Source organism: Spongiivirga sp. MCCC 1A20706 (assembly GCF_046524175.1).
In the GTDB taxonomy this organism is placed as follows: domain Bacteria; phylum Bacteroidota; class Bacteroidia; order Flavobacteriales; family Flavobacteriaceae; genus Spongiivirga.
This window is the reverse complement of record NZ_JBEFZF010000004.1, coordinates 188,242-204,819: the sequence shown is the minus strand read 5'-3', so window position 1 is coordinate 204,819 and position 16,578 is coordinate 188,242. Positions and strand designations below refer to the sequence as shown.

The 16,578-nt window shown below is 36.3% G+C and carries 14 protein-coding genes; 8 read left to right on the top strand and 6 right to left on the bottom strand.

Annotation, left to right across the window (positions count from 1 at the left end; translation table 11 throughout):
• Window position 1 precedes the first annotated feature (1 nt).
• The 8 genes from ABN763_RS11195 to ABN763_RS11160 all read left to right on the top strand — a co-directional run bounded on the left by ABN763_RS11195 (window position 2) and on the right by ABN763_RS11160 (window position 9,061).
• Entirely contained in the window at window positions 2-1,174 is a 1,173-nt protein-coding gene (locus tag ABN763_RS11195; protein WP_410485555.1) for an MFS transporter, read from the top strand.
• Window positions 1,175-1,227: 53 nt separating this feature from the next.
• A complete protein-coding gene (locus ABN763_RS11190; protein ID WP_410485554.1) occupies window positions 1,228-2,559 on the top strand; it encodes a M28 family metallopeptidase in 1,332 nt (443 codons plus the stop codon).
• 10 nt (window positions 2,560-2,569) lie between these two features.
• Window positions 2,570-3,484, top strand: a complete 915-nt coding sequence (locus tag ABN763_RS11185; protein WP_410485553.1) for an alpha/beta hydrolase — start codon at window positions 2,570-2,572, stop codon at window positions 3,482-3,484.
• A gap of 15 nt (window positions 3,485-3,499) precedes the next feature.
• Complete coding sequence (locus tag ABN763_RS11180; protein WP_410485552.1) at window positions 3,500-4,102, top strand: short chain dehydrogenase; 603 nt, start codon at window positions 3,500-3,502, stop codon at window positions 4,100-4,102.
• A gap of 112 nt (window positions 4,103-4,214) precedes the next feature.
• Complete coding sequence (gene gndA, locus ABN763_RS11175) at window positions 4,215-6,098, top strand: NADP-dependent phosphogluconate dehydrogenase (protein WP_410485551.1); 1,884 nt, start codon at window positions 4,215-4,217, stop codon at window positions 6,096-6,098.
• Window positions 6,099-6,104: 6 nt separating this feature from the next.
• Window positions 6,105-7,463, top strand: coding sequence for a GntP family permease (locus ABN763_RS11170; RefSeq protein WP_410485550.1), 1,359 nt, complete (start codon window positions 6,105-6,107; stop codon window positions 7,461-7,463).
• A gap of 2 nt (window positions 7,464-7,465) precedes the next feature.
• Window positions 7,466-8,041: a YdeI/OmpD-associated family protein gene (locus ABN763_RS11165; RefSeq protein WP_410485549.1), complete on the top strand. Its 576-nt coding sequence runs from the start codon at window positions 7,466-7,468 to the stop codon at window positions 8,039-8,041.
• Window positions 8,042-8,062: 21 nt separating this feature from the next.
• Window positions 8,063-9,061, top strand: coding sequence for a pirin family protein (locus ABN763_RS11160; RefSeq protein WP_410485548.1), 999 nt, complete (start codon window positions 8,063-8,065; stop codon window positions 9,059-9,061).
• 335 nt (window positions 9,062-9,396) lie between these two features.
• Here ABN763_RS11160 and ABN763_RS11155 read toward each other — a convergent pair whose 3' ends face one another.
• The 6 genes from ABN763_RS11155 to ABN763_RS11130 form a co-directional block, all read right to left on the bottom strand.
• The gene (locus ABN763_RS11155) at window positions 9,397-10,881 is read right to left on the bottom strand and encodes a hypothetical protein (protein ID WP_410485547.1); all 1,485 of its coding nucleotides are present in this window, start codon (window positions 10,879-10,881) and stop codon (window positions 9,397-9,399) included.
• A 113-nt stretch (window positions 10,882-10,994) separates the two neighbouring features.
• Window positions 10,995-11,702 (bottom strand): type VI secretion system tube protein TssD, encoded by a 708-nt coding sequence (gene tssD, locus ABN763_RS11150; protein WP_410485546.1) that lies wholly within the window; start codon window positions 11,700-11,702, stop codon window positions 10,995-10,997.
• Between the two features lie 10 nt (window positions 11,703-11,712).
• Window positions 11,713-12,237, bottom strand: a complete 525-nt coding sequence (locus ABN763_RS11145) for a hypothetical protein (protein WP_410485545.1) — start codon at window positions 12,235-12,237, stop codon at window positions 11,713-11,715.
• A gap of 2 nt (window positions 12,238-12,239) precedes the next feature.
• The gene (locus ABN763_RS11140) at window positions 12,240-13,094 is read right to left on the bottom strand and encodes a hypothetical protein (protein WP_410485544.1); all 855 of its coding nucleotides are present in this window, start codon (window positions 13,092-13,094) and stop codon (window positions 12,240-12,242) included.
• An 86-nt stretch (window positions 13,095-13,180) separates the two neighbouring features.
• Entirely contained in the window at window positions 13,181-16,141 is a 2,961-nt protein-coding gene (locus ABN763_RS11135) for a hypothetical protein (protein ID WP_410485543.1), read from the bottom strand.
• Window positions 16,142-16,206: 65 nt separating this feature from the next.
• Window positions 16,207-16,554, bottom strand: coding sequence for a hypothetical protein (locus tag ABN763_RS11130; RefSeq protein WP_410485542.1), 348 nt, complete (start codon window positions 16,552-16,554; stop codon window positions 16,207-16,209).
• Window positions 16,555-16,578 lie beyond the last annotated feature (24 nt).

Genomic DNA, 16,578 nt, shown 5'->3' with positions numbered 1-16,578 from the left:
ATTGAATCCAAAACCACATATTCTACCTGTTATTGTATTTGCTCAATTTGCATGTACCTCATTGTGGTTTGCAGGTAATGCGGTAGTTAGTCAAATTCCAATTATACGGAACAATTCAAGTGAATATATAGGGTATCTATTATCATCAGTACAACTTGGTTTTATTATTGGCACGCTTTCTTTCGCTTTGCTGATGGTAGCAGACAGGTTTTCACCATCTAAAGTTTTTCTGTGCTGCGGGCTTTTAGCTGCGGCTTGCAATATTTCTATTATACACCCTAATTTGAATATTACAAGTTTGATACTAGCAAGATTTGGTACTGGTTTTTTTCTTGCTGGGATATATCCTGTTGGCATGAAAATCGCCGCTGATTATTTTGAAGACGGCCTTGGAAAAGCGTTGGGTTATTTGGTAGGTGCATTAGTGTTAGGCACAGCATTTCCTCACTTTCTAAAAGGAATTAATTGGAGTACAAGTTATAGCTTCATAATAAAAGGAACCTCAATACTAGCAACAATTGGAAGCTTAGCGCTTGCTATTTTTGTTAAAAATGGTCCGTTTCGCAAACCTAGCACGCAACTTCAATTAAGGGCAACTACGAATCTTTTTAAATTAAAACAATTTAAGAAATCTGCTTTTGGTTATTTTGGACATATGTGGGAGTTGTATGCATTCTGGGCTTTTGTACCTATTGCTTTTCAACACTTTAATACAATAAATAATTCAGCAATTTCAAGTTCGTATGTAATTTTTACTGTGATCGCCATTGGATTATTGTCCTGCATTATCGGTGGTTATATTTCTCTAAAAAAAGGCAGTAGAAAAGTGGCGATTTTCTCATTGGCAATATCAGGAATATGCTGCCTATGTTCTCCCCTTTTGTTCGAGCTTCCTTACATTATCTTTTTGATCGTTTTCATTATTTGGGGTATGGCTGTCATTGCCGATTCTCCTCAGTTTTCGACGCTTGTAGCCAAATCCGCTCCACCAGAGCTTAAGGGAACAGGGCTTACTATAGTAAACTGTATTGGCTTCGGAATAAGCATTGTAAGCATTCAATTATTATCGTATTTAAGTATGCTCATTCCCATTAAATTTTTATTCATCCCCTTAGTTATTGGTCCCATATTCGGACTATACCACCTGCTTAAAAAAAGTTCTAACAAACTTTAATAAAAATGTGCGTTCACTTTTGTTTAATTTAGAAGTTGATAATCACACCAAAAATGAAAACCACATTACTACTTCTTAGTTTAATAATTACCACATCAATATTTTCTCAGCAAGATCAGCGTATGTATGAGATCATAGAAAGCGTATCAGCCGATCGCATTAAAGCTGATATAAAGAAATTAGCAGATTTCGGAACAAGACATACTTTAAGCGACACCCTTTCCAGCACCAGAGGAATAGGGGCTGCAAGACGTTGGATTAAATCACAATTCGAAACAATCTCAAAAGATTGTAACAATTGCTTAGATGTTTTTTATCAAAAAGACCTGGTAAAAAAAGGGGCCAATCAACGTATTGTAAAAGATGTAATGGTTGTTAATGTGGTTGCTATTCAAATAGGCACCAAATACCCAAATCGCTATATCATAATGAGTGGCGATATTGACAGCCGTGTGTCTGATCCTAATAATTACACATCGGATGCGCCCGGAGCAAATGACAACGCGAGTGGCATGGCCGGGGCAATTGAAGCAGCCAGAGTTTTGTCTAAATACCAATTTGAAAGCAGTATCATTTATGTAGGACTTTCGGGAGAAGAGCAAGGGTTATTTGGTGGACAAGGCTTAGCAAGATATGCTAAGGAAAAAGAATGGGAAATTATCGGCATTTTGAACAATGATATGATCGGCAATATAACCGGGGTTGATGGGATTATTGATAACCGAACTTTCAGAATTTTCTCAGAACCTGTTCCCCCTACCGAAACAGAAAGACAACGAAGAGCAAGACGTTTTTACGGCGGTGAAGTCGATGGTGTTTCGCGCCAACTGGCAAGGTACGTACACAAGCAAACCGAAAGGTATATGCCTGAAATGAATCCGATGATGGTATATCGTCTAGATCGTTTTGGTCGTGGTGGTCATCACAGACCATTTAATGATGCTGGTTATCCAGGAATACGTATAATGGAAGCTCATGAAAACTATACACAACAACATCAGGATATTCGTACTGAAAACGGCATTACATATGGCGATACATTTGAGCATGTGAATTTTGAATATGCTAAAAAATTAACTACCGTAAATGCAATTACAATGGCAGGTCTAGCTTGGGCACCGCCATCTCCTAAAACAGTTGGCATTGGAGGCATTGTTGAACCTTCAGCCAGATTGAAATGGAATAAAGTTGAGGGTGCAAAAGGTTATAAAATCTATTGGAGAGATACCACGAGTCCTACATGGGATCATAGCAGAAGTGTTGGTAATGTAACCGAGTTTACCTTGGACGGAATTGTGATCGATAATTTCTTTTTTGGCGTATCAGCCATCGGGAAGGATGGCCATGAAAGTACCGTAGTTTTTCCTAATCAAATAATCAGATAATTATTCTTAAATGAAATTAACTTCTTTTATCACAACCATACTAATTTGTACAACTGTTACAACTACTATTTCCCAAAGTTCTAACAATCAGCTAATATCTAGCAAAAAAGGAAAAGTGGTTATGCATGAAAACTTCAAATCTGAAATTGTGCAATCCAGGAATGTTGAAGTTTTTCTTCCTTCAGGATATGATCAAAATGCGTCAACGCCTTATCATGTATTATATATGCATGATGGTCAGAACGTTTTCAATCCTAAAACCTCCTATACAAAAATAGATTGGGGTGTTGACGAAACAATTGACAGCCTAATGGGTATTGGTGCTATAGAAAAGACAATAGTGGTTGCTCCTTGGAATACGGTGAAAACACGTTTTATTGAGTACATGCCAGCTCAACCGAAGGAAGCCACTGATAATGATCAGGCAAGAAAAGCCCTAAAAGAAAACTTTGGAGGTGACAAATTATTATCGGATGAATATCTCGAATTCTTAGTGAACGAATTGAAACCTTTTATTGACAAAACATACAATGTATCTACCAAAACAGAAGACACCTTTATTATGGGATCTTCAATGGGTGGATTAATATCGTTATATGCTATTTCAAAGTACCCAGAGGTTTTTGGAGCCGCTGGTTGTGTCTCAACACATTGGCCAGTGCCAATGATTGGTAACGCTTATATTTCGACATTACCAAAATCACTGCCAGACCCCAAAACCCATAAAATTTATTTTGACTATGGCACAGAAACACTGGATGCACAATACGAACCTTTCCAACAAAAAGTTGATCAAATGATGTTGGACAAGGGCTATATTAAAAATGAAAATTGGGTGACCAAAAAGTTTGAAGGGGCTGATCATAGTGAAAAAAGTTGGAGCGCTCGCGTTCATATTCCAATACTCTTTATGTTAGCTAAATAAATCTACTACATAGACATGAAGATTCTTATCATAGGCGGAAACGGAACTATTGGAAAGGTTGTAAGCAATTATCTAAAGAAGAAACATACGTTGATCATCGCTGGTCGAACTATTGGTGATATCAATGTAGATATTGCTAATTCAAAATCGATTGAAACCATGTTTCAATCGGTTGGAATGATCGATGCAATTGTTTGTATTGCTGGAGAAGCAAAGTGGGCTCCATTTAAGGATCTAACAGAAGACGACTTTCATATTGGTCTAAAAAGTAAACTTATGGGGCAGGTTAATCTGGCCCGTATTGGTCTGGAGTATTTATCCGAAGGAGGCTCAATTACACTTTCTACCGGAATATTAGCCGACGATCCTGTCCCGATGACCACTAGTGCAGCAATGGTTAATGGTGCAATACACAGCTTTGTAAAAGCTGCTGCTTTGGAACTAGAACACAATCATCGCATTAATGCTGTATCATCAGGTTTGGTAGTGGATGCAGTTGATAAGTACCGTGAATACTTTCCGGGCCACAATCCGGTATCAATGGACAAGGTTGTCAATGCATACGTTAAAAGTATTGAAGGAAAAATAAGCGGTCAGGTCATTCGTATTTACGGATAAAAAGTAATTTCTGTAAACGCTGTTTAATAAAGTATCATAGTATTCTCAAATAGTATTATGTGTTAAGTAGCATAACTACATAACTTGACAGGCTTATTTAAGCATCACAAAATTGAAGAACATAATTATTATAATGGGTGTTTCAGGTGTTGGTAAGACTACCATAGGAACACTTCTTTCAAAAAAAACTGGCATTCCTTTTTTTGATGGAGATGATTTTCATCCTGAAGCCAACAAACAGAAAATGGCTTCAGGAGAAGCACTCAACGACCATGATCGCCAAGGTTGGTTGGAAGCACTAAATGCCCTAGCGATTAGACATCAGAAAAGTGAAGGTGCAATCATTGCCTGTTCAGCCTTAAAAGAAAACTACCGTCAAATACTTTCAAGGGAAGTAAGGTCCACTTATTTTGTCCATTTAAAAGGTGATTTTGAGTTGATTACCGAAAGAATGAAACAACGTAAAGGCCATTTTATGCCACCAGTGCTCCTTATATCACAATTTGATACTTTGGAAAATCCCATAAAAGCATTAACATTCTCAATTACGATGACACCTGAAGAAATTACTGATCAAGTAGTACGCATTGTTAACCATAAAACTGAATTTGGCCTTATAGGATTGGGGGTAATGGGTAAAAGTCTTAGTAGAAATTTAGCAAATAATGGCTTCACTATATCGATGTATAATAGGCATGTCGATGAAAAAGAGGTTAACGTTGCTAAAAACTTTAAGGCTGAATTCCCAGTGTTTAAAAACGCTATGGCCTTTGATGATTTAGCTAATTTTGTTACTTCTATTCAACGACCTCGAAAAATCATGCTAATGGTCAATGCTGGTAAACCCGTTGATTATGTAATCGAAGATTTATTGCCATTACTCGATCGAGGTGATATCATTATTGATGGAGGTAATTCTCATTTTGAGGATACCAAAAGAAGGGTTGATCATTTAAACAAAAAAGCAATTCACTTTGTAGGTGCCGGCGTATCTGGTGGCGAAGAGGGAGCCTTAAAAGGCCCTTCGATTATGCCAAGCGGCAGTGAGGAAGCTTATAAAGTGCTTGCGCCCTATTTAGAGACAATTGCTGCAACCGATAAGAATGGAAAAGGATGCTGTTCTTATGTAGGGCCTGACGGAAGTGGTCATTATATCAAAATGGTGCATAATGGTATTGAATATGCTGAAATGCAACTGTTGGCAGAGGTATATCAACTATTAAGAATGCAAGAAAAGACACCTTTCGAAATTGCAGATCTTATAGAACCATGGACTAAAACAGCATTAAATAGTTTTCTATTAGAAATAACGGTCAATATTTTAAGAAAAAAAGAGGGGAAAGATTGGCTTATTGATAAAATATTAGATCAAGCAGGAAATAAAGGTACCGGAAACTGGACTACCGTATCTGCGGCTAATTTAGGAATACCGGCTACCGTTATCTCAAGTGCATTATTTGCACGTTATGTATCTACTTTCAAGGAAGCTCGCATAGAGTTAGCTGGGCTTTATCAATTTGAAAAAACAATTCCTCAATTTGATATTAATACCTTAAAGGAAGCCTATACAGTTGCTAGAATCATTAATCATCATCAAGGTTTCAGTCTTATCAATGAAGCTTCAAAAAAACATGCTTGGAATTTGAATCTTAGCGAAATTGCTCGTATTTGGACGAATGGTTGTATTATAAGATCAGAATTAATGGAAAGCCTAGTCGATTCCTTTACGATATCTGAAAAAGAGATTCTGTTTCAACCGACAGCAGTAAATCAAATAAAGTCACTCAAAAAAAGTCTAAAAAATATTGTTCTCGCATCGGTCGAAAGCAATACTCCGCTTCCCTGTTTTAATGAAGCACTTACTTATCTTAATTCGATGGTTACAAAAAATTTATCTGCAAATATGATACAAGCGCAGCGAGATTATTTTGGAGCACATACGTATAAGCGGATAGATCAAGAAGGAACTTTTCACACCGACTGGTTCGTTAAATAATAGTATATGGATTATCAGTTATTAATAGGAATCGTATTAGGAGTGGCCCTACTTCTTTTTTTGATTCTAAGAACCAAATTATCTGCTTTCATCTCCTTATTAATAGCAAGTATGTTCATTGGTCTTTTTGCAGGATTAGATCCTACAGAATTAATGGCTACTATTCAAAAAGGCATGGGAGGGACATTGGGCTTTGTAGCAACGGTAGTGGGATTGGGAGCGTTATTTGGCGCCATACTGGAACATTCTGGAGGAGCAAAAGTAATTGCACAATTCCTACTGAGTAAATTAGGTACTGAACGAGCTCCCTTGGCTATGTCATTGGCTGGTTTTATTATTGCTATTCCTGTTTTTTTTGATGTTGCCTTTATCATCTTAATACCAATGCTGTATTCAATTCAACGAAAAACCAAAAAATCGTTATTGTTGTATGCCATTCCGTTATTGGCTGGTTTAGCAGCTACCCATGCATTCATACCACCAACCCCGGGACCTATAGCAGTAGCTGATATTTTAGGGGTTGGATTAGGCGAAGTCATTTTAGTTGGTTTCTTGGTAGGATTACCAGCTGTACTTATATCGGGATTGCTATTTGGAAAACATATTGCAAAAAAAATACATGTTGAAGCTCCATCAATTATGGAAGGTGAGATAAAGGATTCATTCAACAAACTTCCAAAAATTGGAATAATTATTTCCATAATCGCATTTCCCATTGTCTTAATATTGATTAATACAACAATTGATAGCGGCTTGATTGATGGTAGTTTTAATAAAAACATCTTGGGAGAAATTAAGTTGATATCCAGTTTTGTTGGTCACCCATTTACGGCATTAATATTGGCAAATTTATTGGCATGGTATCTTTTAGGAAGAAAACAGGGCTATTCGAAAGACGAGTTACTTAACGTAAGTAACAAATCATTCGCCCCTGCCGGCACTATTATATTACTCACTGGAGCTGGTGGAGTTTTAAAACAGGTATTAGTAGATACTGGGGGTGGCAAGATGATTGCCAGCGCGCTCATTGAGGCCGGAATTCCAATCTTGCTTTTTGCATTTATTGCTGCCGCTTTAGTTCGTATTATTCAAGGTTCAGCGACCACCGCAATGCTTACTGCTGCGGGTCTTGTTGCACCGCTAATTACCGATGCGGACCTTCCGGGAATGCAGCTCGCTTGCATAACAATAGCCATTGCAGCAGGAGCTTCTATTTTTTCTCATGTAAATGATAGTGGATTTTGGTTAGTAAGTCAATACCTCAATATCAATGAAAAGCAGACCTTCAGATCATGGACGGTCATGACCACAATTTTAGCATTTGTTGGGTTTTCAGGTGTTGCTCTCATTAGTATCTTTGTTTAGCTATGGAAAAACCCGAATTATACTTTGAGAAAGATGAGCAATGGTACGATTGGCTATTAAAGAATCACAACCAGTATGACCAAGGAATTTATCTTGTATTTTATAAACTAGAGGCTAAAATACCCACGATGCGATGGGAGGAAGCGGTTCGTGTGGCACTCTGCTTTGGCTGGATCGATTCTACGGTGAAAAATGTTGGTGGACCAAAGCGAATTCAATATTTCCGAAAACGAAAATCAAAAAGTGTTTGGAGCAAAGTGAACAAAACCCATATTAAAGAGTTGATTGCCCTTGGTAAAATGCAAGAATCTGGTTATCAATCAATCAAAATAGCAAAAGAAAATGGTTCATGGGTTGCTTTGGATGATGTTGAAAATGGGGTGATTCCGGATGATCTTCAAAAAGCATTCGACAATAATGAGCTTGCGTTTACAAACTATTGCAGCTTTACATTTAGCAATCGAAAAAGTTATTTGTACTGGTTAAACCAAGCAAAACGACAAGAAACAAGAGAAAAACGAATTAAAGAAATTATCAGATTATGCGCTCAAGGGATCAAATCTCGAAGTAGCTGGTAGTTTATTCAAAAAAAATAAGATATGAGCAGCATTCACAGAATATTTCAACTCGGCAATCAATGGCCAACACAAGATCCGTTTTTATTTTGCGCATTTCATCACGATTACTTTCCAAAAGGAAACGGTAAGTTAGGACCCGATGCCTCCTTAGAAGGAAGAAACTTAGGTCAGGATTTTGCCAATAAGGACGGATGGAATATGTATCATGGTCAAACAGTACCCGGTTTCCCACACCACCCACACAGAGGCTTTGAAACAGTCACCATAGTGGAAAAAGGAATCGCTGATCATTTTGATTCTTTAGGTGCCAAAGGTCGATTTGGTGAAGGTGATGTGCAATGGATGACTGCCGGAAAAGGTGTGCAACACAGTGAGATGTTTCCACTTCTCAAAACAGATGCAACAAATGAGTTATTACTCTTTCAAATCTGGCTCAATTTACCTTCAAAAGATAAGATGGTCGATGCACATTACAAGATGCTATGGAATGAAGATATTCCAATTATCACGGTTGAAAACGGTGTTTCAATCAAACTAATAGCCGGTGATTACCAAGATCAGAAAGCCTTATCTCCTACCCCTAATTCATGGGCTGCAAACTCTGCAAATCATGTCAGTATTTGGATCGTTACTGTTGAGGCAAATTCTGAATGGACAGTTCCGGGTTCAGGAGATTTAGTAAATAGAAGCGTTTATTTTTTTGAGGGAGATGAAATACAGGTTGAAGGATATGAAATTCCTGTTTTGCATGGAATGCATGTTTCATCGGAAAAAGAACTCATCATCAAAAACGCAAGCAAGCCCGCTAAATTTTTATTAATTCAAGGGAAGCCGATTGGTGAACCGGTAGCACAGCAAGGTCCTTTTGTAATGAACACCTATCAGGAAATAAACGAAGCTATTATGGAGTATCGTAAAACTGAATTTGGTGGTTGGCCCTGGGACAAGCATGACCCCACTAATGAGAAAGAAAAAGGACGATTTGCGTTGCATGCTGATGGAAGGGAGGAGACTAAATAATAGTTGTCATACCGTTTTACCCTCCAAAAAAATAGGTCCCGTTATTTTTATTTAAGAATAATCCTAGCTTAAATGGCATGTTCAATAAAGCTATGAACATAATAAACGACCAGAACTAAAGTAATAACAGTTATTAGTCGGATAAGGAGCTTCTTTTCAGTGTTTAATTTAGTAACTAAGAATCTATCTATTACTAGGAATAGAATAAATGTAATTAAACCATTCACCCCCCCTACCAGTATTAATAATATTGGCCAATCATTGAATAAATAGAAAAACCCAACAGATAGTAGAACCGAACATAAAAACCAAATAAAATATTTCTTTACCATTGACTATTCTTTATATCCAGGGTTTTTTCCTGACACAAAACTCTCTTTCAAATTATCTTGTACTTCATCCCAAAGTTGAGTATGGCTTAAACTATGAGATGTCATTGCTAAATAGGGAATACTACCAGGCTGATTAAATATTTCTTTAATTTTTTTGTCTTCATTTAGAATGAGATTTTGGTTGTACTCTGCTATTAGTTTTTTATAAACCTTTAGACTTTTTCTAATCTTTTTTAACTCGGTATCCTTTTTTCCTCTAAAATAAAACTCCACCCACCAAATTTTGCTTAAAATTGCCTGGATATCTTGGGGTAATATAAACTGACTAAACAGTCTCATAAGAATATCAGGAATTAGGTCTTCTTTCGAACTTCTTATACATGACTCTAATCCAGTAATAAAAGAATCATAGTTAGCCTTCTTTCCTCTAAGAAAATAGTCATCCTCTTCAGTTATTGGAACATTAATTAACTCAAAAGCGCCATTTACTTGTCTTTGAGGTGACCAATCAGTAGGATCAATTTTATCGGTTATTCCAGAAGATTTATTGGTTATAATTTTAGAAAGCATCCCCAGAAAATAACTATCTATCGGACCGGTTTTAACATGAAATATTTCATTTAAAAATTTTAAGGTAGCTAAAAGATCTATGTCTTCAAAATATTCAGATCGCCCATAACCTCCTTTTCTATTTTTACTATTTACTGCAAAAATTTTTGAGCGTTCCGTAGCCCAACTACTTATTCTATTAATTAAAAGAATCAATTCGCTCTTATCAGTCAAAACCGAACTCGCATCAAAAGTTTCAATATAATCTGAGATTTCACAAAATACCTCTTTAATACAATCTAATAACTTATTTGTCTCTCTCCATAAAAATGGCCCTTCTGTCTTATTATTTATTGCGATATCTGTTAGATGCTCAAAAGCCTTGAAATCTACTTTTTTAAATTTTACTATCTTTTCTTGAATAGACTTTTTATTGAAGTTTCCTATTAAAATCTCAAGGTTTTTTAAAGAAAAACTCGCTATAAACCTTTGGGTTATATCATACTCATTGTATACATTAAGAATTTTGCAATCATCATGTAAATATGTATGAGCTAGTTGATGTTCCTTCTGGAAAAAAGGAGTAGATAGGTATACGATACTCTTCACTCTCCATTTTTCAGGAAATGATGCGTTTTCACCAATAATTCTAGTAAACTGATTAATCACATTGCCCCCATGAGAATGTCCAATGAGGTGGAGCATAACTTCTTGGTCGGTCCAATTTTTATAAACCCTCAAAAAGAGATCCAACAATCTATTTGCAGCTTCGGTTCTTGCTTCGACAGAATTATCGCCAGACCAACTAAAAAATTGATCCTCTATGTGGAGATCAAGGAATTGGGGTTTTAAATCTTTAACAGCGCTCCAAAAATTATCAGCATCCTCTTCTTTTTGTCTCCAATATGACTTATTTGCCTCATGATTTAATGCTTTCATGTTTGTAGGATCTGTAGTACCGGGCACAAACATAATTACATCTTTGGGGCTTTTTACCTCAATGCTAGTAGTGGCTGTAAACCCCCCAACCTCTATTTTAAACGTATTTTCACTCATTCTTCTGACCCTTGTGTAATTACTTCCAATTCAATTTTTTCATGATCATATTTCACTGAATAATCAGTCAAGGTATCATTTTCCAATAGCTGCCCTTTGTATTTATAATCCGCAGTAGGGTTTTCCAATGTAATCGTTAGCACTTCTCCCTTTAAATTTTTTGTCAACACATTTAACAAGATTTTGTCACCAGGAACCGCCTCGTCTATCTTGTTTTCCTCTAAATCCGTTATGTAATAATCTAATAATTCGGGTTCATCATTGGTTGTTTCCCGTTCTGTTATGGTTGCCTTAAACTCCTTAAATGGATTACTAGGATTAGCAGGTAGCTCAAACACCGTATTTCTGATTCGCAGTATTTGCGCACTAATTGTAATATCCATATGCAGTGGTTGATTGCTAATGGCGTTATAATTTTCATTTAGCCCAACGACATAGGCATTGGCGAACTCAATATCAAATGATTTGCTAAATCCGTCACGTTTATACACCCTTATGGATCCTTGAACTGATTGTGTTGGGGAAAACATGGCTTCATACAATCCCAAATCATCTTTTGTGGACTCTATTTTAACATGAATAGTACCACCCAAAGCACGTCTTGTCGGCCTACCATTAAGATCCGTTTGCTGATTGATTTTATAGTTTAAATCCAGCGCATTGTATGTTTTTTCAAAAATGTGTAGGGTAGCTTTGAAGCTCATAACTTAAAAATCAATTCTCACAATATTGAGTACATAAATAAATATATAATAACACTTTCGTATCGTTCGATACAAACCATTCAGTCTTGAACTCACCATCCCAAAAATCTTCAATGGAATCATACCTATTATCTTTTAGAGACGTTCCCTTCATTAAAATGTTATCAACTTCTTTAATTTTATTAAAAAGGTTTTGTGACTCAATACTACCCCACTTATTCTGGTGAAAGCAATTGATTTTAAGATTGGCAAGTATATTTGAGGTGAAAAAGGCTCCCAGATTATATTGAAGACTAGCTATTTCGTTCTCATCAAATGAATCAAAATATGATCCATTTCCTTTTAGAAAAAACTGCTTATAATGCTTTGCTGAATTCGAAACCAACAAATTGTCAGATATCATACTTTTTTCCAATTCTTCCAATTTTTCTTCACCGTTCGGCGTATTCTCGCAAACGCATTCATACAGATTGGTTACCTCAGATTGGCAGAAGCCATAGGAAGTAGAAAGTATTAATAGCCAAAATAATCTCATTCTTACTTTCTTATTATTTCAAAAGTTTCAGAACCTTGGGGTTTATGGATCAAAAAACTATAGTTAAAATAACTTTCTTCGGTTTCCGCTATAAGACATTGGTTTTTTAACTTAAATATTCTTTCTATGGTAGCCAATTTACCGTTTCCGTATATTTTTACCACGTAATCATCCCTATTAACCAACCACATATTGCCTTTGCAATCCGCCAGAAACTCTTCTTTTTGTTGTTTAGCACCAAACCAGCCTAAGTCTTCTTTATATTGACTTACCGCAATTTCAAAGTCCCTTTTTTTATTCATTTCTAAAAAAGAATCAAAATTACCATTATTCATTACAGCGCGTAAATCTTGGAAGAAATCAAAAACCTCGTCAGCTAACACATCCTGATCCATTTCCTTTAAATCTTTACTAGCTGACCACCCCTTCAAACTATATGGAAGCGATTTGATATCTAATTCAAAGGTTTGTTCCCAAAAGGGAACCGGTTCCGGGGGAGCAACTACCTGTAATTCTGAATTTACGTAATCTATTTCGCCTTCATATCCAAGTGGTTCATTCTCATTTTTGATGTAACTAACAAAAAAAATATTCCATTTGGCATCTTCATTAAAGTATACGTCCCCAGGATGAAGCAATCTATCTTTTGCGGTTTCTAAAGGAAGGTATCGTACTTTTAAAATATGTTTTCCATTGCGTAATAGATACGGGTTTAATTCCATAGTGGAATTAATTCCGCTTTCATAAAAGCGTTCTAAAGGAATATCATCAATGAAAATTTCGTAAGGTGTCTTAGCATTTACATGCACAGCATAAGTAATTTGCTTTTCCTTAGCATATTTAGGTAATGAACTCATATTATTATCTGCTTTCTTAGTATTAGTATTTTGGACACAACAGCACATGGTCAACCCCAAAAAGAATATTTTGCAAAACTGTCTTATCATAAAATTTCAACTTTCCATCGCTTACCAGGACCTAAAAGCTTCCGAACAGCACTTGGCTTTTTTACAGGATCAGATTGATCATTTCCTTTCTTTTTAGTTTCTTCCTTTCGTTTGCTTTCTGCTTTAAAATTCAACCAGATTTTTACATCCAGTCCTTTAAACTGAAACTCCATCGGCATTTTACTATTTCGTTTGTCAAGAAATAGATTTAAGTCCATATTCGCTTCTCCCCTAATGATTGCATCCGCATCTAAACTTCCAACTCCTTGTAGTTTGACATCAACATCAACACCCGCTTCTAACCAGACCTTTATTGGCATTGTGGCATTTAGCTCTCCTCCTCCCCAGCCATCAATAGAATGATGGTTCACTCCACTCACTTCAATTTTTAAATCGACTTTCGCGGCTAGATACAAAAAGTAGTCTATTTTAACTGCTCCGAAGGTCAAGTAATCGATACGTTTTACAACTTTACCAATTTTATCCAGAGCCTGACCTATAGGGCCAATAAATTGTGCAAAAAATAGCAAGTCAAGCTTTCCTTTGATACTAAAAAGAGGATCAGCCGCGAATTTTGCTTCGTACATTGCTCCATAAGCGCCTTCTGTTTTTTTGCTTTGCTGATAAAATCCATGTACTCCACCACTGAATGATGGTTGAGACACCTCGATTCTAAAGGGAAAACCTTTGCCTTTACGTTGTTGATATCGTTGTGTCATTTTTTTTGCCGCGGCTCCTCTAGAGCTTTGAGCTGTTCCATTGGCAACCGGACCTTCAGCCTCCTCGCATTCATCTGCAAAACTTATCTTTTTAAAGACTTTATAAGCCATCAAAAAGAAGTTAATAGCATTTACTAGTGGAAAGCCTTCTCCTGAATTAAATTTTATTTCTTTTCCATTATATTTAAACCCAGCTTCAAATTCTACTTCAAAATCTACCTTACCAGATTGGCTTTTCTCATACCCATATTCGCCCGCTTTTTTTTGGTTATAAGTGGGGTTAGGATGAAAAATTCTGTATTTGTAATTAGGCTGTTGTCTAACATATAAGGCGTTTTTCGAGTTGAACTTAAAATTAATCCACCATTCAACATCAGGAAAAACTTCAATAACGGCTGTTTGATTGGGATAACGACAAGTACTAATGGGTACAAAATAAGTCTGACCATATTCCTTTTTTAGAACAAAATATCGAACTATCCAGGCAATATCTAAAAGATCATTGGTCCAATTACCAAATCGATCACCCAACCATTTTTCTGCTCTACTGTCGTATGTCTTATTATAGAGATAACCCAGCTTTAAATCAACTCCTTTATCTGTATAAGAATGTTCTATTCGTTGACTTGATATATCAACTGTTTCATTCCCAGAGGACTCCTGAGCAGTCGCATTTTTGTTATTAATTCTTTCAGGAAACAATATGTGCACATTTTCAAGATCAAAAACATCTTGTATTGATTTGTGTACAAATTCAGTATCACCTTTATGCCTTTTACGTTTTGCCTCGATCTTTCCCTTACGTATCACTTTCCGCATCGTAATACCGTCACATCTCGGTTTTTCACCACTATTTACGTCCTGTATTTCTAAGCCTTCGGCCACGATAGAAACCTTTTCTTTTTTATCACCTGCTACGATACCAAATACCATATCAGTATTGTCGGTTACCTTTTTAGTAGTGGCATTCTCATCAAAAAGGACGAATTCTCTTTTTTCATTTTTCTTTTCGTGGCTAATAACAACTTTAGAGTATTTACAAGGATGCCCATTCATTCTGGTATATTCAACATCACCAACAACGGCCATCATATTGGTTTTTGACACCTGAAAATTCTCTAGAATAACATCCATTTTGTCATAACGAACATCGAAATAAGTAGTTTGACCTTCCAGCACCTCCCCTTCCAACAAGTTATAGTCGTCTAAAGTCGTTTTTTGATACGAGGCGGCTTTTCTTTTTCCCTTAGATAATTGTCTTCCCCAGAACCAATGAATTACCTCATCCTCCGTTTTAAAGGTTATACCTACTGCTTCTCCATTTGGAGCAACACCTCTAAAACGATTGGTAAATTTTAGATACCTCCCATCCTGATAATTGGGATTTCCTGTTAGTAACTTATTATCTTCTATGTTTTTCGCACCTTCTCCGGTTTCGGCATCTTCATTATGATAAAGGGTTGTTTTTATCTTCGCATAATAACGTTTTAGGGTTTTCGGCTCATGACCTGAAGCATCTCGCCATTTTTCATCAATCGTAATGTCTAATTCCGTAAAAGAATTAATGGAAAAATGTCCTGGGTTGGTTGTTTGAAAAAACTTTAAAGGTTCATCTGTCACCTTTTTGTCTCCATCTGCATCATAAATATCCACTTCAAACAGTGCAAAATTGTGCCCTTTGACGGTATGATTTGGGATTAGATGTGTGCTAACATAAAGCCTGATAACGGACTTATAGGTATATATTTTGGAGTTTTCGGACTCTCCGGGATACATGAACTCATCAGCATAACTTGCAAAGTATGCCGAAAGTATTTTCGGTTGATCGGTAACCCCGACAAAAATTCCCTTGTCAAGAGTTGGTTCATCATAAAAGGATTCAAAATAAAAAATTGTTCCAGAACGTATATAATGGTCTTCATGACCAAAATTGGCGCCTACACTAAACGAAGTTGTATACTGTTTCCCGATCCCGAATTTATCAATTGGAGTATCTGTTATTTTTTGGGTCCATTCACCCCATTCATCTACGTGTTCGCCTGAAAGTGCCTGTTTTGCTTTTTCCAGGTATTCAACAGCTATCCAAATCCAACGGACTTTTTGTGATGGATCGATATTGACAGGTTTAAGGGTAGCAGATTTACCCATTTTTTTAACGATGACCTTATTGTTTCCAACAGCCACTTCGTTTACTCCCTCAGCTTCTACTAATATGATTTTTCCGTTTCCTTGAGTCATTTTATTATACTTCTTATTGAAGTTTGATATCGTTTAAACAGTGGTCATTCTATTTAAAAATCGTTTCATTTCTTTTTCACCACTTTAATCCAAATTGTATCACTCGTACCATTTATGAATTGATATCTTATTCTTTCACCATGAACCGCGTATGCTGTTTTTATCGTATCTATCACCGTACTATCACTAAGCATAATTACTAAGTCACCCGAAAAACTGTTTTTTTCTTCCAACTTGAAGTATCCATTTTTATCTGTTAATGCGCTCTCACGAAGATTATCATCCTCAAAAATTCTAACATTTTCTAATGGTACCCCGTCCTCACCATAAACATATCCATGATAAAACTTAATTTTTCCTGAACATTGCACTAGTAGTGCTAAAAATAATATGCTTAGTATCTTCTTTTTCATTTTTCAGTAACTACAGTTGTTATT